Annotated in this window: 22 protein-coding genes and 1 pseudogene; 11 read left to right on the top strand and 12 right to left on the bottom strand. The window is 71.1% G+C overall.

The genetic code is table 11. The annotated features are described in order from the left end of the window. Positions 1-139 precede the first annotated feature (139 nt). A complete protein-coding gene (locus ACGFIO_RS04495; RefSeq protein ID WP_392821898.1) occupies positions 140-1,030 on the bottom strand; it encodes a hypothetical protein in 891 nt (296 codons plus the stop codon). A 266-nt stretch (positions 1,031-1,296) separates the two neighbouring features. Here ACGFIO_RS04495 and ACGFIO_RS04490 point away from each other — a divergent pair, with 266 nt between their 5' ends. Next, the gene (locus tag ACGFIO_RS04490; RefSeq protein WP_392821895.1) at positions 1,297-2,706 is read left to right on the top strand and encodes a GMC family oxidoreductase; all 1,410 of its coding nucleotides are present in this window, start codon (positions 1,297-1,299) and stop codon (positions 2,704-2,706) included. A gap of 54 nt (positions 2,707-2,760) precedes the next feature. Here the strand turns inward: ACGFIO_RS04490 and ACGFIO_RS04485 are convergent, their stop codons facing one another. From ACGFIO_RS04485 to ACGFIO_RS04455, 7 genes are all read right to left on the bottom strand, one after another. Further along, positions 2,761-5,415 carry a hypothetical protein gene (locus tag ACGFIO_RS04485; protein WP_392821892.1) on the bottom strand — a complete coding sequence of 885 codons (2,655 nt, stop codon included), beginning with the start codon at positions 5,413-5,415 and terminating at the stop codon, positions 2,761-2,763. A 184-nt stretch (positions 5,416-5,599) separates the two neighbouring features. Beyond that, the gene (locus ACGFIO_RS04480) at positions 5,600-7,021 is read right to left on the bottom strand and encodes an NAD-dependent succinate-semialdehyde dehydrogenase (protein ID WP_392821889.1); all 1,422 of its coding nucleotides are present in this window, start codon (positions 7,019-7,021) and stop codon (positions 5,600-5,602) included. Continuing rightward, a complete protein-coding gene (locus ACGFIO_RS04475) occupies positions 7,018-8,250 on the bottom strand; it encodes an iron-containing alcohol dehydrogenase (RefSeq protein ID WP_392821886.1) in 1,233 nt (410 codons plus the stop codon). The genes ACGFIO_RS04480 and ACGFIO_RS04475 overlap by 4 nt, the downstream gene beginning before the upstream one ends. Beyond that, positions 8,243-8,974, bottom strand: coding sequence for an SDR family NAD(P)-dependent oxidoreductase (locus tag ACGFIO_RS04470; protein WP_392821885.1), 732 nt, complete (start codon positions 8,972-8,974; stop codon positions 8,243-8,245). Before ACGFIO_RS04470 ends, ACGFIO_RS04475 begins: the two co-directional genes overlap by 8 nt. Continuing rightward, positions 8,974-9,888: a hypothetical protein gene (locus ACGFIO_RS04465; protein ID WP_392821883.1), complete on the bottom strand. Its 915-nt coding sequence runs from the start codon at positions 9,886-9,888 to the stop codon at positions 8,974-8,976. Before ACGFIO_RS04465 ends, ACGFIO_RS04470 begins: the two co-directional genes overlap by 1 nt. Further along, positions 9,885-10,808, bottom strand: coding sequence for a 3-keto-5-aminohexanoate cleavage protein (locus tag ACGFIO_RS04460; protein WP_392821880.1), 924 nt, complete (start codon positions 10,806-10,808; stop codon positions 9,885-9,887). Before ACGFIO_RS04460 ends, ACGFIO_RS04465 begins: the two co-directional genes overlap by 4 nt. Next, the gene (locus tag ACGFIO_RS04455; protein ID WP_392821878.1) at positions 10,808-11,704 is read right to left on the bottom strand and encodes a DUF6282 family protein; all 897 of its coding nucleotides are present in this window, start codon (positions 11,702-11,704) and stop codon (positions 10,808-10,810) included. Before ACGFIO_RS04455 ends, ACGFIO_RS04460 begins: the two co-directional genes overlap by 1 nt. 128 nt (positions 11,705-11,832) lie before the next feature. On the opposite strand from ACGFIO_RS04455, the gene ACGFIO_RS04450 reads away from it, so the two are divergent. Genes ACGFIO_RS04450 through ACGFIO_RS04425 form a run of 6 tightly spaced genes read left to right on the top strand, consistent with a single transcriptional unit; the run spans position 11,833 to position 17,343 of the window. Further along, positions 11,833-12,702: an ABC transporter permease gene (locus ACGFIO_RS04450; protein ID WP_392821876.1), complete on the top strand. Its 870-nt coding sequence runs from the start codon at positions 11,833-11,835 to the stop codon at positions 12,700-12,702. Then, the gene (locus tag ACGFIO_RS04445) at positions 12,699-13,508 is read left to right on the top strand and encodes an ABC transporter permease (protein ID WP_392821873.1); all 810 of its coding nucleotides are present in this window, start codon (positions 12,699-12,701) and stop codon (positions 13,506-13,508) included. Before ACGFIO_RS04450 ends, ACGFIO_RS04445 begins: the two co-directional genes overlap by 4 nt. Positions 13,509-13,517: 9 nt before the next feature. Then, positions 13,518-14,579 (top strand): ABC transporter ATP-binding protein, encoded by a 1,062-nt coding sequence (locus tag ACGFIO_RS04440; RefSeq protein WP_392821870.1) that lies wholly within the window; start codon positions 13,518-13,520, stop codon positions 14,577-14,579. Then, positions 14,576-15,619 carry an extracellular solute-binding protein gene (locus ACGFIO_RS04435; protein ID WP_392821867.1) on the top strand — a complete coding sequence of 348 codons (1,044 nt, stop codon included), beginning with the start codon at positions 14,576-14,578 and terminating at the stop codon, positions 15,617-15,619. The genes ACGFIO_RS04440 and ACGFIO_RS04435 overlap by 4 nt, the downstream gene beginning before the upstream one ends. 34 nt (positions 15,620-15,653) lie before the next feature. Further along, positions 15,654-16,415 (top strand): IclR family transcriptional regulator, encoded by a 762-nt coding sequence (locus tag ACGFIO_RS04430; RefSeq protein WP_392821865.1) that lies wholly within the window; start codon positions 15,654-15,656, stop codon positions 16,413-16,415. After that, positions 16,399-17,343, top strand: coding sequence for a cyclase family protein (locus tag ACGFIO_RS04425; RefSeq protein WP_392821862.1), 945 nt, complete (start codon positions 16,399-16,401; stop codon positions 17,341-17,343). The genes ACGFIO_RS04430 and ACGFIO_RS04425 overlap by 17 nt, the downstream gene beginning before the upstream one ends. A 96-nt stretch (positions 17,344-17,439) precedes the next feature. Here ACGFIO_RS04425 and ACGFIO_RS04420 read toward each other — a convergent pair whose 3' ends face one another. Further along, the gene (locus ACGFIO_RS04420) at positions 17,440-18,174 is read right to left on the bottom strand and encodes an ABC transporter permease (RefSeq protein WP_392821860.1); all 735 of its coding nucleotides are present in this window, start codon (positions 18,172-18,174) and stop codon (positions 17,440-17,442) included. Positions 18,175-18,212: 38 nt separating this feature from the next. After that, positions 18,213-18,911 (bottom strand): annotated as a pseudogene (locus ACGFIO_RS04415) (ABC transporter ATP-binding protein); the annotation flags it as partial. 145 nt (positions 18,912-19,056) lie between these two features. Here ACGFIO_RS04415 and ACGFIO_RS04410 point away from each other — a divergent pair. After that, positions 19,057-20,199, top strand: a complete 1,143-nt coding sequence (locus ACGFIO_RS04410; RefSeq protein ID WP_392821857.1) for a sensor histidine kinase — start codon at positions 19,057-19,059, stop codon at positions 20,197-20,199. Beyond that, entirely contained in the window at positions 20,196-20,861 is a 666-nt protein-coding gene (locus ACGFIO_RS04405) for a response regulator (protein ID WP_392821854.1), read from the top strand. Before ACGFIO_RS04410 ends, ACGFIO_RS04405 begins: the two co-directional genes overlap by 4 nt. A gap of 129 nt (positions 20,862-20,990) precedes the next feature. Here ACGFIO_RS04405 and ACGFIO_RS04400 read toward each other — a convergent pair whose 3' ends face one another. Next, complete coding sequence (locus ACGFIO_RS04400; protein ID WP_392821851.1) at positions 20,991-21,827, bottom strand: alpha/beta fold hydrolase; 837 nt, start codon at positions 21,825-21,827, stop codon at positions 20,991-20,993. Between the two features lie 49 nt (positions 21,828-21,876). Between ACGFIO_RS04400 and ACGFIO_RS04395 the strand changes: the two genes are divergently transcribed. Beyond that, positions 21,877-22,455 (top strand): winged helix-turn-helix transcriptional regulator, encoded by a 579-nt coding sequence (locus ACGFIO_RS04395; RefSeq protein ID WP_392821849.1) that lies wholly within the window; start codon positions 21,877-21,879, stop codon positions 22,453-22,455. Between the two features lie 150 nt (positions 22,456-22,605). Here ACGFIO_RS04395 and ACGFIO_RS04390 read toward each other — a convergent pair whose 3' ends face one another. After that, the gene (locus ACGFIO_RS04390; protein WP_392821846.1) at positions 22,606-23,454 is read right to left on the bottom strand and encodes a helix-turn-helix domain-containing protein; all 849 of its coding nucleotides are present in this window, start codon (positions 23,452-23,454) and stop codon (positions 22,606-22,608) included. A gap of 78 nt (positions 23,455-23,532) precedes the next feature. Here ACGFIO_RS04390 and ACGFIO_RS04385 point away from each other — a divergent pair, with 78 nt between their 5' ends. Beyond that, complete coding sequence (locus ACGFIO_RS04385; RefSeq protein WP_392821844.1) at positions 23,533-24,780, top strand: YncE family protein; 1,248 nt, start codon at positions 23,533-23,535, stop codon at positions 24,778-24,780. The last annotated feature ends 182 nt before the right edge of the window (positions 24,781-24,962 follow it).

Here is a 24,962-nt window from a genome sequence, read left to right as displayed (position 1 = left end):
CCGGGGGGGGGGGTTGGGGGGGGGGCGGGCTGGGCGCCCCCCCGGGCCCGTTTGCCGGGGGGGGGGGGGGGGCCCGGGGGGGGGGGGGTCGGCCCGGGGGGGGGGGGGGGGGGGCCGCCCCCGGTTCCGTGCTCACGAGTTACTTCTTGGCCGCGGCGTCCTCGCCCTTGTCGGCGGCACCGGCCTCGTCACCGGCACCCGCCTCGTCGCCCGCACCGGCGTCGTCCTGACCGGCACCGGCGTCCTCGCCCTGGCCGGCCTCGTCACCGGCACCGGCCTCGTCGCCCGCACCGGCGTCACCGGCCCCGGCGGCCTTGGCGATGGCCAGGTCCAGGCAGGACTGCAGGAACGCGGCCCGCGCGGCGTCGATGTCGGCCGCGGCACCCGCGTCGTCACCGGCGCCCGCCTCGTCACCGGCACCGGCCTGGTCGCCCGCACCGGCGTCCTCGCCCTGGCCGGCCTCGCCCTTACCCTTGCCCTTGCCGTGCTTCTCGGCCTCGCGGGCGGCCTTGCGGGCCTCCTTGGCCTTCTTGATCTGCTGGCGCAGCGAGTGCTGAAGCGCGCCCATGCTGGCCTTCTTCTTGCCGGCCGCGGCGCCCTTCTCGCCCTTGCCACCCTTCTCGGGCGGGGCCGGCGGCGCCGAAGCGTCACCCTGCTCGCCCTGGCCGGCCTCCTCGCCCTGGCCCGCGGCCTCCTGGTCGGCGGCGGCCTGGTCGACGGCGAACTGGTCGCACGCGGTCTCGAGGGCGGCGGCCGACGCGGCGGCGGCGTCCCCGGCGCCCTGGTCCTGGATCGGTGCCAGCTCCTCGCCGTCACAGACCACGGCACCGCCGTTGATCTCCAGCTTGGTGCAGTTGGAGACGTCGAACTGCTGCCCGTCCACAACCACGACATCGGCGGCCTTGGTGTTCTCACCGGCGGACGCGAGCTGCACACCCGTCAAGCCGCCGGCGACCAGAACACCGGCGATCACAACCGCGCCGATCGCCTTGCGATTGACCCGGGTGCCCCTTCGGTAACGCAGACTCATCATCACTCCCTCGTAGCTGGACGTCGATGTCTTCTCGGTGGGGACATACGGGCCTGCCGTCGCAGCGGTTCACCTGTCACCCGTCCGAATGTCGGCGACGATGTGTGCCGGTCGACGCCGACACCGGCAAAAGACCAGCTCACGCCCTATGCCGTTAAGAAAGAAGAAAGGTTCGGGGACGCTGTCGATAAAGGCGCCTTCCCATTTCCGGAATCGGGGACCCTTCCCCATGACGGGACCACGCCGTTCGCTAAGGTCCACCGGACATGTATGACTACATCGTTTGCGGCAGCGGTTCGGCCGGATCGGCCGTCGCCGGTCGGCTGGCCGAGGACCCCGGCGTGTCGGTGCTGCTGATCGAGGCCGGCGGCCCGGACGACGTAGCCGCCGTCCAGGACCCGGACCTCTGGCCGCTGAACTTCGGCTCGGACCGGCTGTGGGACTTCACCACGGTGCCCGACGAGGCGGTCGGCGGGCGCACCCTCGGGTACGCGATGGGCCGCGTCCTCGGTGGCGGCGGCAGCGTCAACGTCAGCAACTGGGTCCGCGGCCACCGCGACGACTGGGACCACTACGCGAACGTGACGGGTGATCCGGCGTGGTCCTACCCGGCCGTGAGCGAGCTCTTCGAACGCATCGAGGAGGACCCGATGCGGGTCGGTCGCGCCGCACCGGACCCGCTCGGCCAGGCCGTGCTGGCGGCGGCCGAACAGGCGGGATTCCCGCGCCACCCGGACCCGAACGGCGAGCTGTCGACCCGTGACCGCGGCACCGCGACGTCCCGGAAGACCATCCGCGACGGGCGCCGGCGCTCGCCCTACCGGTCCTATGTGGCCGAGCCGGGGCGACCCAACCTGACCGTACGGCCGCACACCCTGGTGCTGCGCGTGCTGATCGAGAACGGTCGCGCCGTCGGCGTGCGGGTGCGCACCGAGGGCCGGACCGAGGACCTCCGCGCCGGAGCCGAGGTGGTGCTCTCGCTCGGCGCGGTCAACACCCCCAAGGTGCTCATGCTCTCCGGCCTCGGTGACGCCGCCGAACTCGGCCGGCACGGGCTACCGGTGATCCGCCACCTCCCCGGCGTCGGCCGCAACCTGCAGGACCACGCCCACCTCGACGTGGTGTTCGACCCGGCGCCGGACGCGCGCCTGCCGCCGCCCGGCGACACCGGCGTGGCGACCTTCTGGCCGTCCGGGTTCATGTACGTCACGCCCGCGTCCAGCGGCGGCGTCAGCTTCATGGTCGGCGTGCCGATGCGCGAGCCCGGCCGGGTGCGCCTGGCCTCGGCCGACCCGGCCGTCACCCCGCTGATCGAAACCGGGTACTTCACCCACCCCGAGGACGTTCCCGAGACGCTCGAGGCCCTGGACACCGCGCGGTCGATCGCCACGGCGCCGGCCCTGCGCCAGTGGGTGGCCGGCGAGCGGCGCCCCGGCCCGGCCGACTTCGGACGCTACCTGCGCGAGACTGTCGAGACGTTCTGGCACCAGACCGGCACGGCCCGGATGGGTGGCGACGAGCTGGCCGTGGTCGACTCCCGGCTCAGGGTCCGGGGCTGTGACGGCCTGCGCGTCGCCGACGCGTCGGTTCTGCCGCGGGTCCCGATGGCCAACACCATGGCCCCGAGCGTGGCCGTCGGCGAACTGGCGGCATCTTTCATCCGCGACCGGGCCTGAAGCCGGAAAAGGCGGCACCACGCGGCATGCGCGGCGCCGCCCCTCGGGAACGAGCTACTCGGTGACGGTGCCGTTGACGGTGGTCAGCGGCTCGAGCTGGTCGGTGGTGAAGTTGTAGACGCCGGCCTGCCAGCGGACGTTCTCGGCGCCCTCGGTGACGTCGTCGGTGACCGTCGGCATGGTCAGCTGGGCCGCTGTCGCACCCGGCTCGACGACCACCCACGGCTGCAGCCGCGAGGCCGACAACGCCCGCGACGGAGTCGCCAGCTCGCCGCTGTTGTCGCTGAACCAGGCCGGGTCGACGTCGGTGGACGACAGCTCGGCCGGCACGGCCTCCGGCTGGAAGATCACGTACAACGACACGCCGGCCGGCGCGGACAGGTTGATGTTCCAGGTCAGCGTGCCGCCCTCGGCCGTGGTGGCGGTCGCGGGAGTGATGGTGATGTCGGGGCGCGGGTCGTCCTCACGGACGTCGGCGCCGCCCTGGTAGTCACCCACCATCGAGTTGCGGACCGCCTTGGCCGTGACGTAGTAGCGCTTGTCGCCGTCGTACGACTTGTTGCCGGCCACCTCGACCGGGACGTCGATGCGCACGTCGCCGGGCCGCACGTCGGCCACGAACGTCTTCGTCGCGAACGTCTCGGGGTCGGTGACGAACAGGCGTACCTGGCCGCGGGTCTTGCCCTTGACGTCGACCGGCACCTGGTAGGTGGCGGTGCCCGCGTCGCCCTCGACCGCCGCGACCTCGCCGACGTCGATCCGGGACAGCGCCACGAACGCCGGCGCCGGCGTTCCCGCCCGCCAGCCCCACGCGTCGATCAACCACGCCGGCCCGTCCTGGCGCGGCGTCAGCGTCAGCGAGGCCAGCGAGGTCACGCCCTTGGGGAGCGCCACCCGCACCTCACGGGCCCAGTACGAGGTGCTGTAGTCGGTGCCCGGAACGCCCTCGACCGTCACGTCGCCGAGGTCGACCGGCCGGCCGGCCTGATCGGCCGCGGAAACCCCGAAACGGCCAATGGTGTTGGGCGGCACGACCAGGCGCAGGGCCAGGTGCGAGGCGCCGGTCAGGGATGCCGGCTTCGCCTGCCGCACGGTCGCCGGGCCGGTGAGGCGGACCGCGTACCGGCCCTCCTCGGGGTTGACCCCGAGGAACGGCGTGAAGTGCGGCGATCCCCCGAAGAAGTTCTCGTTGACCAGGCACGGGTCGTCGGTGGCGACCTCGAGGCAGAGCTTGCCGCCGCCGGTGACGTTCAGATCGGACGACGGCAGGATCGCGGGGGTACGCGCGGCGCCGACCGCGTGGCTGAGCACGCGAGCGGGGTCGGCCGACGGCGCGCGGACGCCGCTGCCGTCGAGCAGGGGCCGGACCCGGTCGTCGCCGCCCACGAAGAGCCGCGCGGCCGCCGCGATGTAGGTCGCGCCGGCGGTCTGCTGCTGCCGTTCGGTGAGGCGGGTCGGCGTACCCGGCGAGCACAGCGGGTCCGGCGCCTCGGGGTCGGTGGAGAAGTCGTCGAAGGACGGTGCGGCCGACTGGCCCGGCGTCCACTCGGTGTTGAAGAAGTTGTGGTTGGCGCCGACGAAGTACAGCGCGCTGTGCAGCGCCTTGCCGTTGCCGACGCCGCGCGTACCGTCCACGTAGATCTGGCCCTGCAGGTCGGACACGTCGCCGTCGCAGCCGGGCAGGATGGTCGCCGACGGGACGTCGGGCGCCGGGTCCTGCCCGAAGATGGTCGGCCCGATCAGCAGGGTGCCGCGGATCGTCCACCGCACCTTGCCGTGGTAGCCGTCGACCGCGGCCGGCGGCGGGTTGAGCGAGTCCATGGCCGCGCGGTTGACGCCCTCACCACCACGCGAGTGGCCCATCAGGAAGACCTTGCTCAGGTCGGTCGCGGGCGCCAGCTTGGCGATGGCCGCGGGGCGGGCGGCCCACTGGGCCAGGTGCAGGCGGACGAGCGACGAGCGTGCCTGGGCACCGGCGTCGTCGGCCGCGAAGTCCTGGCCGTTGATGCCGTTGGCCGCGATCGAGACGGTGACGTAGCCCTGCGAGGCGAGCAGTTGCTGGGCCTGCAGGTAGCCGCGGTAGCTGGGCACCTCCTGGGTGCCGGCCGGGCAGGGCCACTCGCCGGAGATCCGGTCCGGGTCGTCACCGGCGTAGCAGGTCCAGTGGCGGCCGTGCAGGAACAGGGCCAGCGGGCGGGGGCCGGGCGCGTTGCGGGGCGCCACCACGACGCCGCGCATCTCGACGTCGGCCGGGAAGTCGGGCAGCTTGACCGAGGGCAGGTCGTACTCGCCGGTGGTGGTCGCGTACGGCCCCGGCGTGCCCGGGTCGACGTCGCCGCCCGGGAGCTGGGCGAGCTGCTTGGGGGCGGCCTTGCGCTGGGCGCGGGCCGGCGGGGCCAGGTCGAGGCGCTTGCCCGCGGCGCGTACCGAGAGAGCCTCGGTGTTGTCGGGCAGGGGCAGGCGGAAGGTGCGCTGGTCGGCGGAACCATGCGCCCGCCCGAGCCGGTGCGAACCGGACCAGAACTCGACCGCGGCGTCGCCCATCGGCACCGGCCGCGGCGCGTGCCAGACCAGTTTGTCGTTCTCCACGGACCAGCCGGCGGGCAGTTTGTCCGGAACCGGTGACGTCGGCGGGTCGGCGTGGGCCGCACCGCCCGTACCGATCAGCAGGGCCACCGTGGCGGCGGCGGCCGTCAAAACTCTACGCATCGCCTGTTTCTAATCGATGCGTGCAAATTGGTTGATCACTGTCGAAGTCGTGTTTGTCAACCCGCCCGGGGCGGGCGTCGGCCGGGAGGCGCCGTCATACCGGTGTTGTATGCCGGCGTCTCGCGGACGCCGTCCGGCGAGCTCTGAGCGACGCCGCAGCCCCAGGTGGGTTGACAAACACGACTTACGCGGTCAGGGCGATGTATTTCTCTTCGAGGAACTCGAGGATGCCCTCCGAGCTGCCCTCACGGCCCAGCCCGCTCTGCTTCACGCCGCCGAACGGTGCCGCCGGATCGCTGACCACGCCCCGGTTGACCGCGACCATGCCGGCCTCCAGCCGCCGGGCCACCGCGATCGCCTCCCGCTCCTCGCCGAACACGTACGCCATCAGCCCGAACTCGGTGTCGTTGGCCATCCGCACGGCCTCGTCCACGTCGTCGAACCGGACCACCGCGGTGACCGGCCCGAAGATCTCGGTGCTGGTGATCGCCGACCCGTGCCGTACCCCGGTGAGCAGCGTCGCGTCGTAGAACGCCCCGGACTCGGAGGCCTTCCCGCCGAGCATCAGCGTCGCGCCGCCGGCGACCGCCTGCTCGACCAGCGCCGCCACCTTGTCTCGCTCGGCCACCGAGACCAGGGCGCCCAGCCGGTTGGATCGGTCGAGCCCCGAACCGACCGGGATCTCCCCCAAGGCGGCCTGGAACAGGCTGACGAACTCGTCGTGGAGCGAACCGTGGACATAGAACCGGTTGGCCGCGGTGCAGGCCGAGCCGCCGTTGCGCATCTTCGCCTGCAACGCCCCCTCGACGGCGATGGAAAGGTCGGCGCCCGGCAGCACGATCAGCGGGGCGTTGCCGCCGAGCTCCATCGACGTGCTGACCACGGTGTCGGCGCAGGCGTGGAGCAGGTCGCGGCCCACCTCGGTCGAGCCGGTGAAAGACAGCTTGCGGACCTCGGGCCGGTCGATCATCCGCTTGACCAGCGGCCCGGTCGGCACCGGGGTGACCAGGTTGACCACCCCGCGCGGGACGCCGGCCCGGAAGAGCACCTCGACGATGTACGCGGCGGTCAGCGGCGTCTCACGGGCCGGTTTGAGAATCGTGGTGCACCCAGCGGCCAGCGCCGGCGCGAGCTTGCGGGTGGCCATCGCGGCCGGGAAGTTCCACGGCGTGATCAGCAGCGAGACGCCGATCGGCTGCCGGTCGACGACGATGCGCTTGTCGCCGGCCGGGGAGAGCCGGTAGTCCCCCGGCACCCGGACCGCCTCCTCGGCGAACCAGCGGAAGAACTCCTTGGCGTAGTTCGCCTCGCCCATCGCGTCGGCCCAGGACTTGCCGTTCTCCCGGACCATCAGCTCGGCGAAGTCCTCGGCCTCCTCGGTCAGGATCTCGTACGCGGCCCGCAGCAGTTCGCTCCGCTCCCGGGGCGCGGTGGCCGCCCACGACGCACTCGCCGCGGCGGCGGCGTCGACGGCGTCCATGCAGTCCTGCTCGGTCGCCGCCGCGAAGGCCGCGATGGTCGAGCCGTCGGCCGGGTCGATGACGTCGAAGCGGCGCCCGTCCGAGCCGGGCCGCCACTCGCCGTCGATGAACAGGTCGGTGATCACGGTTTTCCTCCGGCGAAGGCACGTTCGAGAATGTCCAGCAGTACGTCACGGGTCGGGTCGATCGGGGCGATGGCCAGCAGCCGGGCCGAGCCGAGGGCCAGGTCGGCGATCCGGGGTAGCTGGTCGCGGGTGACACCGATCCCGGCCAGGGAGGCGGGCACACCGATGTACCGGTTGATCTCGGCCACCCGGGCGATGGTGCGCTCCGGCGAGGCCTCGCTCTCGGGGATTCCCTCCAGGGCGGCGCCGAACGACGCGACCCGCCCGGCGGACGAGATCGCGTCGAGGACGTACGGGAGCAGCAGGCCCGTACCCAGGCCGTGGGGGGTCTTGGTCAGCGCGCCGATCGGGTACTGCAGGGCGTGGCAGAGGTGGGTGCCGGTGGAACCGAAGGCCATCCCGGCCTGCAGCGATCCCAGGGCCACCTCCTGCCGGGCCCGGCGGTCGTCCGGCTCGCGGACCGCGACCGGCAGCCACGGGCCGAGGTGCGCGGCCGCCTGCAGCGACAGTGGCTCGGACAGGGCGTTGCGCCCGGTGAAGACCGGCAGCGGCGCCGACCAGTCCAGGTCGAGCCGGCGGGCGGTGAAGGACTCGGCCGCGTGGACCAGGGCGTCGATCCCGGAGTACGCGGTGACGGTCGCCGGCGCGCCCATGGTCAGCTCGGGGTCGACGATGGCCGCCGCCGGGACCAGGAACGGGCTGGAGATGCCGACCTTGAGCTCGCGGTCCGGGTCGGAGACGACAGCGACCGGGGTGACCTCCGAGCCGGTGCCGGCCGTGGTCGGCAGGGCGACGACCGGCACCACCGGCCCGGGGACCAGATTTTCGCCGTAATACCGGCTCAGCGGTCCGTCGTGGGTGGCCAGCAGCGCGATCAGCTTGGCCGCGTCGAGCGCGCTGCCGCCGCCGATGGCCACGATCACGTCCGGCGCGAACTCACGGGCCATCGCCCCGGCGGCGTCCAGCGTCCCGACCGGCAACTCCGGGGTGATGTCGGAGAAGATCCGCGCGTCGTCCGGCAGCCGCAGTCCCAGTGGTAGCTCCGGGCGGTGTCCGGGGCCCGGAGGCCGCCCAGGGCTACCACTGGTTTGGCCGCCGCTCAGCAGGAACGGGTCGACGACGGCGAGGACGCGGGTGCCGTGGACCTGGAGGATGGACGGCAGCTGAGCCCGGGCGCCGAAGCCGAAATGCACCCGGCCGCCGACCCGGAGGGTGCCGGCGTCACGCAAGGAACCCACCGTCCACCGGCAGGATCACGCCGCTCAGGTGCGACGACAGGTCACTGAGCAGGAACGACACCACCTGGCCGACCTCGGCGCCGGTGCCCGCCTTGCGCAGCGGCGTCGCGTTGATGCGCGCCTCCACGCCGCCGGGGATGTTGATCCGGGTCTGGTCGAGCATCGGCGACTCGGTGGGACCGGGGGCGATCACGTTGACCCGGATGCCGAGCGGGCCGACGTCGTGCGCGGCGGTCCGGGTGAGCCCGATGACCGCGTGCTTGGTGGCCTGGTAGGCGCCCATCCCGGAGCTGCCGCGCAGGCCGCCGATGCTGCTGACGTTGACGATGGAGCCCCGGTTGACCGGTTCCATCACCCGGATCTGCTCACGCAGGCACAGCCAGGTGCCCTTGATGTTGACCCGCATGATCTGCTCGAAGTCGGCTTCGGACACCCGGTCGAGCCGGCCGCCCTGGGTCATCGCGGCGTTGTTGAAGGCGCCGTCGAGCCGGCCATAGCGGGCGACCGTCTCGTCCACGAACCGGGTCACGTCGGCCGCGTCGGCGATGTCGCCGGTGCAGTAGGCGGCGTCCAGTTCCTTGGCCAGCTCAGCCAGAGGGCCTTCGCTGCGGGCGACCAGCATCAGCTTGGCGCCGTGGGCGGCGAACACGCGTGCGGCGTCGGCGCCGATCCCGGTGCTCGCCCCGACGACGAGCACGACCTTGTCGGTGAGCATCAGACTCCTTCGGGTGCGGGGTAGTCGGTGGCGTTGAGGACCCAGCCCTGGGCGCTGAAGTCGGCCCGGGGCGGGCCGAAGATGTCGATCAGTTGCTGGTGGTCGCCGACGCCCTGGGTGGTGTGCACGGTCGGCGGCGGGATCACGCAGATCGACGGCGTGGCGATCTCGGCGTGCTCGTCGTCGCGCCAGCTGGTCGAGTCCGGGCCCCACGGGTAGCGGATGTGGTGCTTGAACCGGCCCTTCACGGCGAGGGAGATCTGCTCGAAGTCGTCGTGGTGGTGCGGGGACAGCTTGAGCGGGTCGCGCGGCTTGGATTCCTCGGCCAGGAAGTTGACCATCAGGTTGGTGGTGCGGAAGATGCGCCCGAAGCGGCCCTCGGCGATCGGGGTCGCGGCCAGGCGGTAGACCCGCAGCCGGAACCCGCCGACCGGGTCGGGCCAGGGGTTCAGGGGTGCGGCGCGCGGGTCGGGTTCGGCGTACGCCGAGGCGTTCAGCGCCGCTTCGGCCAGGTCGGTGGCGACGTCGGAGAAGAGCCGGATGAGGACGCCGTCCGCGTCCACCCGCACCGTGCTGTCGCCCGGCGGCACGACCACGAACGCCTCCTCGGCCACCGTTTCCGTGGCGTCGCCGGCGGTGACGGTGATCGGGGCGCTGTCCGAGTACATCAGCACCGCGTATTCGTCGGGCTGGCCGGTGCGCTCGAACACGTCGCCGGCCTTGGCCTCGGTGTAGGCGAGGACCAGGTTGGCCGCGCGGGCGATCCAGGTGCGGCTTCCGTGCGTACCCGTCTCGGTCGGCTTTTCGGTCGTGAACTCGATCCACTGCGACGGCCGGATCGGCGTGGACACGTCGACCTTGGCGGCGGGGGCGGTCGCCAGTGCGGATCGGATGTCGTCCTTGGCGTACGTCATGCCTTGCTCCTGGGGGTCAGCGCGAGCATCGCGCGGGCGTCGGCCGGGGTGGCGATCTCCTTGCCGAGGTCCTCGACCACGCCCCGGATCTTCTGGACCTGCTCGGCGTTGCTCTTGGCCAGGCGGCCCTTGCCCAGCCAGAGGCTGTCCTCGAGGCCGACCCGGACGTGCCCGCCGAGCCAGGCGCTGTGGGTGCCGAACTGCATCTGGTCACGACCGGCGGCGAAGGCCGAGAACGCGTAGTCGTCGCCGAAGAGCTTGTCGGCGATCCGGACCATGTGTTCGAGGTTCTCGTGGTCGGCGCCGATCCCGCCGAGGATCCCGAACACGCCCTGGATCAGCAGCGGCGGCTTGGCCAGGCCCTTGTTGACGAAGTAGGCCAGCGAGTAGAGGTGCCCGATGTCGTAGCACTCGTACTCGAACCGGGTGCCGAACTCGCCCAGCGTCCGCAGGGTGTGCTCGATCTTGTCGAACGAGTTGATGAACGGGTGCGAGTACGTGTTGAGCACGTACGGCTTCTCCCAGTCGTGCTTCCACTCGGTCACCTTGTCGGCGATGCCGGAGTACACGAAGTTCATCGAGCCCATGTTCAGCGAGGCGATCTCGGGCTTGATCCGCAGCGCGCCGGCCAGCCGTTCCTCCATGGTCATGGCCGAGGATCCGCCGGTGGTGATGTTGATGACCGCGTCGGTGGCCGCCGTGACCCGCCCGACGATCTCGGAGAACAGTTCCGGCTCGAACGCGGGCCGGCCGTCCGGGTGCCGCGCGTGCAGGTGGACGATGGCCGAACCGGCCTCGACCGCCTCGATCGCGGCGTTCGCCACCTCGTCGACGGTCAACGGCAGATGAGGGCTCTGCGAGGGTATGTTGACCGACCCGGTGACCGCGGTCGTGATGATGACCTTCTCGGCGCGGCGCATCAGTTGGTCTCCTCGAGCCCGAGCAGGTAGGCCGTGTTGCGGCAGATCATCTGCCGGATGTCGGCCGGCTTGATGCCGTGGTCCAGCAGCTGCTCGACGATCAGCAGATAGCCGTCGACCGGCAGCGGGTTGCCCTCCTGACCGAGATCGGAGTTGATCACCGTGCGCTCCGGTCCGATCTTGTTGATCCAGTCGACCAGCTGCTCGATCGGCCAGCCCACCGCGGTCACCTCGGGGTGGTACATGGCCAGTTCGTGCTCGACGAAGGCGCCGTACCCGATCATCTCCTCGATGTCGTTCTCGGCCGCGTTGACGATGTAGTCGGGGTGGTGCAGCAGCAGCCGCTTGACCCCGTTGTCGCTGGCCGTCCGGAAGAACGCCTTCATCGACTCGCCGTCCAGGTGGCCGCCGGTGAGCAGGATGCCGGCGTCGGCGACGAGCCGGGTGACGGTGTGGGTCTGTTCGGAGACGTCGCCGGCCGCGTTGAAGACCGACTCCTCCTTCTCGTACAGGTTGCCGGTCGCGCTCGGGAACCCGTCGTCGTGGGTGTGCGCGGCGATGTGCTGCTTGGCCGAGACGGTCGGTCCCCACACGCAGCGCCCGCCCATGTTGATGGCGACGGCGACCGCGGACGGGTTGATGCCGCCGACCTCGGAGTTGAGCGCGACGCCGCCGTACATCGGCGTCGGGGCGTCCTCGAGCTGGCCCTTCATCGCCAGCAGGTCCATCACGGTGTTGTGGTGGTGTGACTTGACGAGGATCGCGCGCATGTTGATCCGCGCGCCGTCGTAGGACGCCTCGACATGGTTGATCCGCCGGGGGAACGGGCTGGGCCCGGAGTGGCAGTGGAGATCCACCGTGCCGTCCAGAACCTTCAGGAGCTCGGGGGTGGTCATCCTGCGCCTCCACTTGTTCGCATCTCGCACGTCACGTTCACCATATGGACGCGATCTCGCGGATGTCCATACTCCGGAGCACGAATGTTGCCACTAGATGTTCGGCATGTGACCACGGTGGTTGCATTATGAACTTCGGCCTGCTCTACTTCTGCACCATGGTCATTCGAAAGCAGTGGCTGCTGGTGCTTCCGGCACTGGTGCTGCTGACCGCGGTCCTGCTGGTGCCGCTCGGGCGCAGCGTCGCCATGAGCGTCGGCTACCCGGACCTCACGCTCGACCACTTCCGCGATCTGTTCACCGACGGGGTGACGTTGCGGGTGCTCGGGCGCACCGCGCTGACCGCGCTCGCGGTGACCGCCATCGCGTTCCTGCTCGGCTATCCCTACGCGTACCTGATGACCCGGGTCGGCCCGCGGATGCGCGGGATCCTGCTGGTCGTCGTCCTGGTCCCGTTCTGGACCTCGGTGATGGCCCGCAACTTCGCCTGGATCATCATCCTGCAGCGCGGCGGGCCGGTCGACTCGTTCTTCCAGCTCTTCGGCCTGCACGTGGTGCTCTACCAGACGGTCGGCGGGGTGACCGTGGCGATGAGCCAGGTCCTGCTGCCGTTCATGGTGCTGCCGCTGTACAGCGCGCTCGGCGCCATCGACCGGCGGTTGCTGCTGGCCGCGCGCGGGCTCGGCTCGCACCCCGTGGTGGCCTTCTGGAAGGTCTACTGGCCGCTGTCGCGGGGCGGGGTGGTCTCCGGGCTGATCCTGGTCTTCACGCTCAGCCTCGGCTTCTACGTCACGCCGGCGCTGCTCGGCTCGCCCCAGCAGTCGCTGGTGGCGCAACTGCTCGGCCAGCGCACCACCCAACTGCTCGACTTCGAGAGCGCCGGCGCCCTCGGCCTGCTCGTCCTCGTGGTCACCCTGCTCCTGGTGACCTGGGCCAACCGGGTCGGCGGGACCATCTCGGCGATCGGCGCGGTCGCCTCTGTCGAGGAGCGCCGATGACCGATCTCCAGCAACGTCGCGTAAAGGCGAAGGTCGACCCGATTCCCTGGTGGCTCAAGCTGGTCGGCGCGGTCGTCGCGATCTACTTCATCCTGCCGACGCTGTTCGTCATCCCGATGAGCTTCAGCGAGGCGACCACCTTCCAGTTCCCGCCGCGCGGCTTCTCGCTGCGGCTGTACCAGAACTTCTTCACCAACCCGGTGTGGCTCGACGCGCTGAAGAACTCGGTGCTGGTCGCCGTGCTGGCGGCATCGCTGGCCACGGTCGTGGGCACCGCCGCCGCGCTGGGGCTGCACAGTCTCAGCGGGAGGCTGGCGCGCTTCGCGCGTACCCTGCTGATGGTCTCGATCGTCACCCCGGCCATCGTCATCGCGGTCGCGATCTACATCTCCTTCCTGCAGTGGCAGCTGGTCGGGACCTTCGGCGGATTCGTGCTGGCGCACGCCGCCATCGGGGTGCCGTTCGTACTCGTGTCGGTGACCAGCGCGCTCGGCGGGTTCGATCCCAAGCTGCTGCGCGCGTCGGCCTCGCTCGGCGCCCCGCCGCTGCGCACCTTTCTCAACGTCACGATGCCGCTGATCAGCCGGGGCATCGTCACCGGCGCCGTGTTCGCCTTCGTGACCTCGTTCGACGAGGTGGTGATCGCCCTGTTCCTGCGCTCGCCGACGCTCCAGACGCTGCCGGTGCAGATGTACAACAGCGTCACCGCCGACATCGACCCGACCATCGCCGCGTCCTCCAGCGTGGTGGTCACCGCGGTCACCACCGCCTGCCTCGTCCTGCAGTTCGTCCGCAAGAGCCGTTAAGGGGTACGCATGGCAGCCACCGGCACGCAGATCCGGCTCGCCGATGTCACCAAGGACTACGGTCTGGCCCACCCGGCCGTCGACCGGGTGTCGCTGACCGTCGAGCCGGGCGAGTTCATGACCCTGCTCGGCCCCAGCGGCTCGGGCAAGACCACCACGCTCAACCTGATCGCCGGCTTCGAGACACTGACCTCGGGCACGATCGTCTTTGACGGGACCGACGTCGGCTCGCTGCCGCCGCACAAGCGCAACCTGGGCATGCTGTTCCAGAACTACGCGCTGTTCCCGCACATGACCGTGGCCCAGAACGTCGCCTACCCGCTGCGGGAACGCAAGCTGGGCAAGGCCGAGATCGCCCGGAAGGTCGCCGAGGTCCTGGAACTGGTCCAGCTGACCGGCCGCGACAACCACCACCCGGCCCAGCTCTCGGGCGGCCAGCAGCAGCGGGTGGCACTGGCCCGGGCCATCGTCTTCGGTCCCAGCGCGCTGCTGCTGGACGAGCCGCTGGGTGCGCTCGACCGCAACCTGCGGGCCACCCTGCAGGCCGAGATCCACCGCATCCACTCCGAGGTCGGCACCACGTTCGTCTTCGTGACGCACGACCAGGAGGAGGCGATGAACCTCTCCGACCGGATCGCGCTGTTCAACAACGGGCGGATCGAGCAGGTCGGTACGCCCGAGGAGCTCTACCAGCATCCCTCGACGCTGTTCGCGGCCCGGTTCCTGGGCGACTCCACGGTGTTCGCGTCCGTCTCGCCGGCCGACGGCAAGGTCGTGTGGGAGGACAACGTCTGGGCCGTCTCACCCGGCACCGGCGACGGCACGGCGCTGATCGTCCGGCCCGAGGACGTCCGGATCGGCCGGCCGCCCGCCGACGCGAACTCGGTGACCGGGACCGTCCGCGCCGTCGAGTACATGGGCGCGTACCGCACCGCACTGCTCTCCCTCGGAAACGCCGGCGTGCTCGGCCGCGCCCGGCTCGACGCCTCCGATGCCTCCCTCTCCCCCGGGCAGCCGGTCACCGCTTGGTGGCGGGTCGCCCAGCAACGCCTCACTAAGGAATCAGCATGAATCTTCGCCACGCCTTGCCCCTCGCCCTCGTGCTGGCCGTGCTCGCCGGCTGCGGCGGCTCCGACGCCACCGCCGACGACCCCAACGCCAAGGTCACGATCACCTTCACGGCGTACGGCGGCGCCGGCCAGCAGGCCATGATCGACGCGTACCAGAAGCCGTACACCGCGGCCCACTCCAACGTCACCTTCGTCAACTCCTCGCCACCGGACATCTCGCAGGTCAAGGCCCAGGTGATGAGCCGCGCGGTGAAGTGGGACGTGGTGTCGGTCGCGCCCGGCGTGGCCACCCAGCAGTGCGACAAGCTGTTCGAGCCGGTCGACAGCACCGGCATCGACACGTCGAACCTGGTCGAGGGCACGATCGGCAAGTGCTACATCGGCAACTTCATCAACGCCAACCCGATCGCCTACCGCACCGAGGCGTTCCCCGACCCGGCCAAGGCGCCCAAGACCGTCGCCGACTTCTTCGACCTGAAGAAGTTCCCCGGCCAGCGCGGCATGCTCAGCAACATCCAGAACGGCATCCTCGAGTTCCCGCTGCTGGCCGACGGGGTCGCGCCCAAGGACATGTACCCGCTGGACGTCGACCGGTCGCTCAAGAAGCTGGACACCATCCGGGCCAAGACCACCTTCGCCCCCAACGTCGGCGCTCTCCAGCAGGCCGTCGGGGCCAAGCAGGTGGACATGTTCATCCTGCCCGACTCGCGGCTGGTGCCCCTGATGAACGACGGCGCCGACATCACCGTGGTCTGGGACGTGACAGTGGCCGCGATGAACGGCTTCGCCATCCCGAAGGGCTCCCCGCACAAGGCCGCCTCTCTCGCCTTCCTGAAAACCCTGTGCGGACCCGACCAGGTCGCCGGCATCTCCAACGCGCTGGGAACGCAGCCGGTCAACAAGGCGGCCAAGCTGTCGCTCTCACCGAACGCCAAGAAGGTCGTGGCCGACAAGGGTCAGGTCCTCATGCAGGACGTCGACTGGTACGCCAAGAACTTCGACGAGGCCAACACCAAAGTCACCAACTGGCTCGTAGGCTGACCGTTCCGTTCACCTGATGAACTAGGATTCAGTGATGGCGAACAATGCGGAGAACGACGCCCTGACCAGCGACATCCGGGCGGTCGCGCGAGTCGGCCAGATCTGCGAGCTGTTCGGCCCGCGGGTGCTCGAACTGACCGCCGCCGACATCGCCGAGCGCACCGGGCTCAACCGTACGACCGCGTACCGGTACTGCGCGTCGATGGTCGCCGCCGGGATCCTCCGGCGGGGCGTCCGCCGCGGCACGTTCGCCCTCGGCCCGCTGATGCTCGAGCTCGGCACGCTCGCGCTCGGACGTCAGCGGGTCGTCGAGATCGCCGGGCCATACCTTCGCAAGCTGAGTGCGGCCGTCCGGATGACGGCGGTGCTGAGCGTGATGGGTACGCACGGCCCGATCGTCGCCCTGACCGAGGAGGACACCAGCCGGATGGTGGTGGTGACCGTGCACGCCGGCACCAAACTCGACGTCACCGCCGCGCAGACCCGGTTCTTCCTGGCCTACTCCGACGACAGCACGATGATGGCCGAGATGACCGAGGGGCTGTCCGCGGCCGAACGGGCCCAGCTCGAGTCCGACATCGTGACCGCACGCCAGCGGGGCTTCAGCTTCGTCCGCCCGCACGGCGGCCCGTTCGTGGTCGGCGCGCCGGTCTTCGACGAGGGCGGGCTGGCCGCCACCGTCGGCATCCTCGGCGCCGGCGACGTACCCGACCTGACCCCGGCGGTCGAACAGTTGCTGGCCACCACCGGCGCCCTCAGCACAGAACTCGGAGGCAGCGTTGCACCCGCGGTTTGACGACCTCCCCGACTCCTCGGCGTGGTCCTTCTTCGGCCCCGACGACCGGCGCGGCACCATCAACTTCCTCACCCCGGCCCGGGTCGCGGCGGCCGCCGGGCTGATCCGGACCGGCGAGCGGTTCGGGCTCGACCATCCGGTCAACGCGTTCGAGCCCTACCCGACCGGCACCCGGCCACCGACCCGGCACCACGTCTTCCAGAACAACGAGTTCCACCGCGACGACTGGCTCGACTCGTTCTATCTGCAGTCCACCTCGCAGCTGGACTCGCTGCGACACATCGGGCAGCCGGGGCACGGCTTCTACAACGGGCAGTCGCCCGACACCGACGCGCTGGGCATCCACCACTGGGCCGGCACCGGGATCGCCGGGCGGGGCGTGCTGCTCGACGTGGCCCGCCACCTCGGCGCCACCTACGACTGCGAGACCACGGTGGTGCTCGACGCCCCGCTACTCGACGAGATCGCCGCCGCTCAGGGCGTCACCTTCGGCGGCGGCGACATGCTTCTTCTGCGTACGGGCTGGGCCGGCAACTACATCGCCAAGGATCCGGCCGGCCGCGCCGAGTTCAACCAGCGCAACCGCTCCCCCGGGCTGGCCCAGCGCACCGCCACGCTCCGCTGGCTCTGGGACCACGAGATCGCCCTGGTCGCCAGCGACACCCCCGCGGTCGAGGCCGACCCGGTCATCGACTCCGACTTCCGCGGCCCCGACGACCGCCCGCCGCCCCGCGGCGTCGACCACGCCGGGATGCTCCACCGGCCGCTGATCGCCCTGCTCGGCATGGCCATGGGCGAGCTGTGGAAACTCGACGAGCTGGCCGAGGCCTGCGCCGCCGACGGCCGCTGGGACTTCTTCCTGACCGTCAAGCCGCTGCACCTGGTGGGCGGGGTCGGTTCCCCGCCCAACGCGATGGCAATTCGTTAGGCGTCCCGGGTCAGCAGGTCGCTAAGCGTCCCGGGTCAGCAGGTCGCTTAGCGTCCCGGGTCAGCAGGTCGCTAAGCGTCCCGGGTCAGCAGGTCGCTAAGCGTCCCGGGTCAGCAGGCGCCAGGCGCCGAGGGCTCCGATCAGCAGCAGGTAACCGGCGAACACCAGGGCGCCCTGGCCCGGGCTGAGCGACTCGGGCGCCCGGACCACCGCGGTCATCGCCTCGCCGGCCGCGGACGGCAGGAACTTGCCGACGTCGTCCCGGAAATCCTGCGACAACACCAGGCTGCTGACCATGCCCAGCAGGAACATCACCCCGGCGTACGTGCTGAGCGCGGCCGCCGTCGACCGCAACGCCGCCCCGAGCAGCAGACCCAGCAGCCCGGCGCCGGTCAGATAGGCGGCCGTCCCGAACACCGCCCGGACCGCCCCAGGATCGGCGAACGAGGCGCCGGCGTCGCCGATGATCGCCTGCCCGGCGGTGAAGACGACGGCCGCGGCCGCGAGCATCAGGGCGAACGACACCACCCCGAACACCACGACCTTGGCCACCAGCACCGGCAGCCGGCGCGGCACCGCGATCAACGTCGACCGGATGTTTCCGCTGCTGTACTCGCCGGTCATCACCAGCACGCCGAGCGTGCCGACGACCAGCTGGGCCAGGGCGCTCCCGGACAGGCTGAGCACGATCACGTCGTACGTGACATCGACGAGCAACGCCGAGGCGAGCAGGCCGGTGCCGACGAACACCACGACCGCCGCCGCCAGCCCGGCCCAGGAGGAACGCAGCGACCAGAACTTGATCCACTCGGAGCGCAGTACCCCGGTCATCGGGCGGTCCTCTCCTCGACGTTGCGGGTCAGGTGCAGAACAGCCTCTTCGAGGCTGGCCCGCGGGGTCGACAGCTCACGCGACGCCTGCTCGATCAGCTCGTCGATCGGCTGGTCGGCGACCAGCCGGCCCCGGGCGACCACGATCAGATGGTCGGCGGTCAGCGCCATCTCGCTCATCAGATGAGACGAGACGAGGACGGTACGGCCCTCGGCGGCCAGGCCACGCATCAGCTCCCGGATCCACCGGACCCCCTCCGGGTCGAGCCCGTTCACCGGCTCGTCCAGGATCAGCACCCGCGGATCGGCCAGCAGCGCCGACGCGATGCCGAGGCGCTGCCCCTGGCCCAGGGAGAGGCCACCGGCCCGGCGGCGGGCGACGTCGCGCAGGCCGACCAGGTCGATCACCTCGTCGACCCGGGACCGCGAGATGCCGGCGGTGGCGGCCAGGGCGAGCAGGTGCCGGTGGGCCGTACGGCCGCCGTGCGTCGCCCGCGCCTCCAGCAGGGCGCCAACCTCGCGCAACGGGGCGGTCAGGCGGGCGTACGGGCGGCCGTCGATGGTGGCCGTCCCCGCGGTCGGCCGGTCCAGGCCGACCATCATCCGCATGGTGGTCGACTTCCCGGCACCGTTCGGCCCCAGGAAACCGGTGACCAGCCCCGGCCGTACGCGGAAGGACAGGCCGTCCACCGCGGTCGTGGCGCCGTAGCGCTTCGTCAGATCCTTAACCTCGATCATGCCGACCAGGCTGGCGTGCGGGCCCGGTAATCCGCGTCGTCCCGCCGCAGGCGATCGGCCCTACCGCGGCCGCGGTAGGCGCCCGCCGCCGGAATACCACGGGACGACGAGGCCGGGCCGGGCGCGCCGACCGTACAGTCGTCGCATGCGGCTCTTCCGTCCCGGCGACGCGGTGGCGGCCGTCGTGCTGTTCGGCCTCATGTCCCTCGCCATGCCGGCCGACGGCATCCCCGAGCCCGCCACCACCCGGCCCGAGTGGGTGGACGCGGTGGCGTTCCTGGTCGCGCTGCTGCTGATCCTGTTGCGGCGGCGCTGGCCGCTGCCCGTGTTCGGGGTGGCGGCCGCGTTCACCGTGCTGTCGATGACCACGCCGGGGCTGCTGGCGCCGGCCGCCCTGACCTGCCTGATCTGTGCGTACACGGTGGCGACCCGCACCGGGCGGGCCGTCGCCTGGCTGTGCGGGCTGGGCGCCGGGGTCGCCGTCTACCTGGCCGCCAGCTTCACCCTGGGCACCTGGGCCCAGCCCGAGGCGGTGGCCATCTTCGCCTCGGCCGGCCTGGCCATCGCCATCGGCGACCTGGTCCGCACCCGGCAGGCCTACCTGGCCGAAATGCTGGAACGGGCCCGGCGGGCCGAACACGGACGCGAGGAAGAGGCGCGGCGCCGGGTGATCGAGGAACGCGTCCGGATCGCCCGCGAACTGCACGACGTGGTCGCGCACAACATCGCCATGATCAACGTGCAGGCCGGGGTCGCCGCGCATGTGCTGCACAGCCGGCCGGACCAGGCCGAGGAGTCGCTGGCGCACGTCCGGCGGGCGGCCCGGACCGTGCTCGACGAGCTGTCGACCGTGCTCGGCGTCCTGCGCGACCCCGACGGCGACACCGACGAACCGGCCCGGGGGCTGGCGCATCTGCCCGAACTGGTCGAACAGGTGGCCGGGGCCGGGCTGCGGGTCGACGAGCAACGCGAAGGACAGGCCCGCGAGCTGCCGGCCGCGGTCGATCTAGCCGCGTACCGGATCATCCAGGAGTCGTTGACCAACGCCCACAAGTACGCGACCGACGACCGGGCCCGGCTCTGCCTCCGGTTCACCGACGAGGGCCTCGAGATCACCGTCTCGAACATCGCGGCGCCCGGTCCGCCCGGCGACGGGTACGGCCTGGCCGGCATGCGCGAGCGGGCCACCGCCCTGGGCGGACGGCTGACCGCGGGCGCCACCGGCGACGGACGGTTCCAGGTCGAGGCGGTCCTTCCCGCCGCGAGATCCGCACTGGAGACCGTGTGACCATCAGGGTTCTGCTGGCCGACGATCAGAAGCTGATCCTGGCCGGTTTCCGGGTGCTGATCGACTCGGCCGACGACCTGACCGTGGTCGGCGAGGCCACCACCGGCGCGGAGGCGGTCACGCTGGCCCGGCAGGCCCGGGCCGACGTGGTGCTGATGGACATCCGGATGCCCGGGATGGACGGCATCGAGGCGACCCGACAGATCACCGGCGACGAGGACCTGGCCGGCGTACGGGTGCTGATCCTGACCACGTTCGAGATCGACGAGAACGTGCTCCGGGCACTGCGGGCCGGCGCGAGCGGCTTCCTCAGCAAGGGCGTCGAACCGGCCGACCTGCTGGCCGGCATCCGCACCGTGGCCCGCGGTGAGTCGCTGCTGTCCCCCAAGGCCACCCAGGCCCTGATCACCCAGTTCCTGGACCAGCCGGCCCCCGCCCCCGGCGCCGCCGCGGCGGTGCTCGACCAGCTGACCGGCCGCGAACGCGAGATCGCCGCCCTGGTCGCCGAGGGCCTGTCCAACGACGAGATCGCCGAGCGGCTGTTCGTCTCCCCGCTGACCGCGAAGACCCACGTCAACCGGGCGATGACCAAGCTCGGTGCCCGCGACCGGGCCCAGCTGGTGATGATCGCCTACCAGAGTGGCCTGGTCCGGCCCTGGTAGCCCTTTGTCCGACGCTGCTTCGGACCCTTCAAGTGACGTCTACATCGGATTCTTCAAGTGACGTCCGCTTCGGGACCCTTCAGGTGTCGTCTACTTCGGACTCTCTGAATGACGTCCACTTCGGGCTCTTCAGGTGAAGTCTACTTCGGACTCTCGGGGTGACGTCCACTTCGGGCTCTTCAGGTACGGCAGGAGGGCGGCCGGGCGGTCGAGCGGCACGATGTGGCCGCAGTCGGCGATGACGTCACCGGTCAGGTCGTCGGCGAAGGGCAGCAGCTGCCGGTAGAGCGCGTCCCCGACCGGCCGCGCGCCGATCGCGGTCACCGGCATCGTCAGCCGGCGGCGGCGCACTTCCTCCGCGAGCTGATCACTGGTCACGCTCATCGCGCGATAGTGCGCGAAGGCGCACCGTAAGGATTCCTCCCCCGTGTACGCCGAGACGAACGCGTCCCGCACGTCACCCGCGATCCCCCCGCCGTCGTGGGTGCCGATCCGCAGGAAGAAGTCGAGGTAGTCCCCTTCGTGCCCGCCCAGCACCCGCTCGGCCAGTCCCGGAACCCCGTGGAAGCCGAACCACCACGGCCGTGGGAAGTCCACGGCACCCGGGAGCACCGCTTCCATCACCACGAGGCGGCTCACCCGCTCGGGATGCCGCAGGGCGAGCAGGACGGCGGGCACCACACCGAGATCGAGCGCGGCCACCTCGGTGACCTCCTCGCCGAGCACGTCGAGCAGCGCGCCGGCGTCCTCGGCGAGCGTGCGTCCGTCGTACCCGTCGGCGGCGCGCTCCGACCCACCCAGCCCGCGCAGGTCCGGCGCGATCACCCGGCGCCCGGCGGCCAGCTCAGGGATCACCGCCGACCAGACCCGCCAGGTGTGCGGAAAGCCGTGTAGCAGCAGGATCGGCGGCCCCTGGCCGAACGTCTCCACGTTGATCTCGATGTCGTTCGCTCTGACCCGCGCCATCGCACCTCCTGGTTACCATTGGTTACCTGGAAACCATAGGAGACTGTTGATGGCCCCGGAAGAACGCACTTCGCGGAAACGCGGTAACCCCGCGGTGACCACCACCCGCCGCGGTGACGCCTCTGCGACCGCGGGCCGCCGCAGTGACCCCTCGACGGCCGCGAGCCGCCCCGCTGACCCCTCGACGGCCGCGAGCCGCCGCAGTGGATCCTCGACGGCTGCGGGGCGCCGCGGTGACCTCTTCGACCCGGCCTGTGCCACCCGGCGGCTGCTCGACCGGATCGGCGGCAAGTGGGTCGCGATGCTGGTGAAGGTGCTGGCCGAGGCGTCACCGGCGGAACTCGGCTTCGCCGAACTCGAACGCCGCACCCCCGGCGTGTCGCACAAGATGCTGTCACAGACGCTGCGTTCCCTTGCCACCGACGGCCTGGTCAGCCGCCGGGTCGAACCGTCCGTACCACCACGGGTGTTCTACCGCCTGACCCCCTTGGGCCTGTCCCTCGACGAGCCCCTGGCGGCGTTGCGCGACTGGGCCGAGACCCACATGCCCGAGATCGACGACTTCACCCGCCGCGACCGTCAGGCCGGTGGCGGCGGCTCGATCCGTCCCTCGGCCTCACCCCTCTAGCGACTACCGCCCTTCACCGTGCCCCGGCTCCGCTTCACGGTGCCCCGGCTCCGCGTCACCGTGCTTTGGCTCCGCTTCACCGTGCCTTGGCATCGCTTCACCGTGCCTTGGCATCGCTTCACCGTGCCTTGGCATCGCGAGGCTCGGGCATCAGGCCAGCCAGTGGCGCAGGGCCCACCACAGGCGGACGGCCTCGGGCATGGCCAGGCGGTCGAACGGGCCGACGATGGCGTGCAGCCGGCGTAGGCGGTAGCGGACTGTGTTGGGGTGGACGAACAGCGCCGCCGCGGTCTGATCGAGGCGCTGGCCGTGGTCGAGGAAGGCCAGGGCGGTGGCCGCCAGTTCGCGGTGGAACTCGTTGTGGGGGTTCAGCCCGTTCAGGAGGCTGGAGGCGAGCAGGGAGCCGATCAACGGTTGCCCGGCGAAGGCGAGGGCCGGCGCCAGGTCGAGGAGGTCGTGGACGCCTGGGCCGGGCGCCACGTGCAGGGCGGCCAGGCAGGCGGGGTAACGCTCGGCGGCCTCGGTCGGTGTGCCCGGCGGGGCCACGACGATGGTGCGAGTGCTCGTCGCCGAGGAGCCGGGCAGCGGCGACGCGGCCTGGTCGGTCACGGCTGACGGGACGCGGGCGCTGCGGGTGCGGGCCTCGTCGGGGGCAAGGCCGACGCGATGGCCGTCGATGGTGGTTTCGACGGGGCAGCCCAGCGGTGGGCCGTCGTCGGCGACCACACAGTGGTACGCGACGTCCGGGCGTACCCCCAGATCGTCGATGGTGGCCGCACCACCGCGCAGCAGGCGACGCAGCGCGCGTTCCGGGGAGCGGCCGAAGTCCCGGGCCAGGCGCTGTTCGGCCGCGGCGAGCAGGAGCGCGACGTGCCGGCGGCCCTCGGCGGGCGGGAGGCCGGCGACCACTGAGGACTGCGCCCGCGCGGCGGCGAGCAGGTCGTCGAGCACCGCCTCGTCGAGGGCCATCGCGTGCAGGCCCTCGACCCACGGCTCCATGCGTTGTGCATGTCCCACAAGAATCCGCCCCCTCGCTGAACGTGAGGAACTATCGGATTATTACAGAGACCTGCTTCAATGTGTTACCCCCAAGTAACAAGGGAGCCGGCCGTGACATCGAAACTGCTCGCGGTAGTCGCCGCAGCCACCCTGGGCATCTCCGGCCTCGCTACGCCGTCCGTATCCGCGTTGCGCGAGGTCATGTTCGTCGGCAACAACTGGGAGGGCACGGTCGACGTCATCCAGTCGTCCGGCTCCTACACCAAGATCGGGCGCCTGAACGTGGTGCCGGACAAGCAGCAGCGCCTCACCGAGATCTACCTGAACCCGATCAAGCTCGCCTATTTCCTGGGCATCCGGAACGGGCCGGGCGAGGGCCACGACCAGCTCGTCGACGACATGTACACCACGCCCGACGGCTCGGCGCTGGTGGCGTCCAGGCCCAGCTTCGCCGACGTGGTGTCGCTGAACCTGAACACCGGCGCGGTCAACTGGCGGTTCCCGGTGAGCGGCTACCGCGCCGACCACATGGCGGTGTCGCCGGACGGTAACCGGGTGGCGGTCTCGGCCTCGACGTCGAACACCGTGCACGTGCTGAACATCAACACCGGCCAGCAGGTGGGCTCGTTCTCCGCCGGCGACAAGCCGCACGAGAACGTCTTCAGCCGCGACGGCCGCTTCTTGTGGAACATGTCGATCGGCGAGGTGAACACCGACCTCGACGACCCGATCTGGGACTGGACCAAGGGCGACCGGCACATCACGGTCGTGGACACGCAGACCTTCCAGACGGTACGCACGATCGACATGCGTTCCCGCCTGAACGCGGCCGGCCGTTCGGATCTGTCGAACGCGGTCCGCCCCGCGGTGTTCACCCCCGACGAGAAGACCCTGTACTTCCAGGTCTCCTTCTTCAACGGCGTCGTCGAGTACGACGTGGCCACCGACCGTGTCACCCGGGTCAAGGAGCTCCCGAAGAACCCCGACACCTCGGACGACCGCACCACTTTCGTCAACGATTCCCGCCACCACGGCCTGTCGATGAGCCCCGACGGCACCAAACTGTGCGTGGCCGGCACGATGGACGACTACGCCACCATCGTCAACCGTTCCACCCTCCAGCCCGGCCCCTTGGTCGAGGCGAGCAAGCCGTACTGGGCCACGGTCAGCGGCGACGGCCACGACTGCGTGATCTCCGAGTCGGGAGCCGACCAGGTGACCGCGATCAGCTTCGCGACCGGCCAGCGCGTGGCGACAGTCGCGGTGGGCGACCACCCACAGCGCGTCCGCATCGGGCACGTGGCCGCCGACTGGACGGCGCCCTGACCACCTCGCATCACGCGCACGCCGCGCGGCCTCGCTCTCACCGCGAGCCGCGCGGCTGCCGTTCCTGACCACCCACGCGCCCCGCCACACCGCACGCCCCGCCACACCGCACGCCGCGTCCCAGCACACGCCGCGTCCCAGCACACGCCGCGTCCCAGCACACGCCCCGCCACACCGCAACG

This window comes from Actinoplanes sp. NPDC049265, from assembly GCF_043197135.1.
In the GTDB taxonomy this organism is placed as follows: Bacteria; Actinomycetota; Actinomycetes; order Mycobacteriales; family Micromonosporaceae; genus Actinoplanes.
The sequence above is the reverse complement of the archived record's forward strand: the minus strand, read 5'-3'. Positions and strand labels throughout refer to the sequence as shown.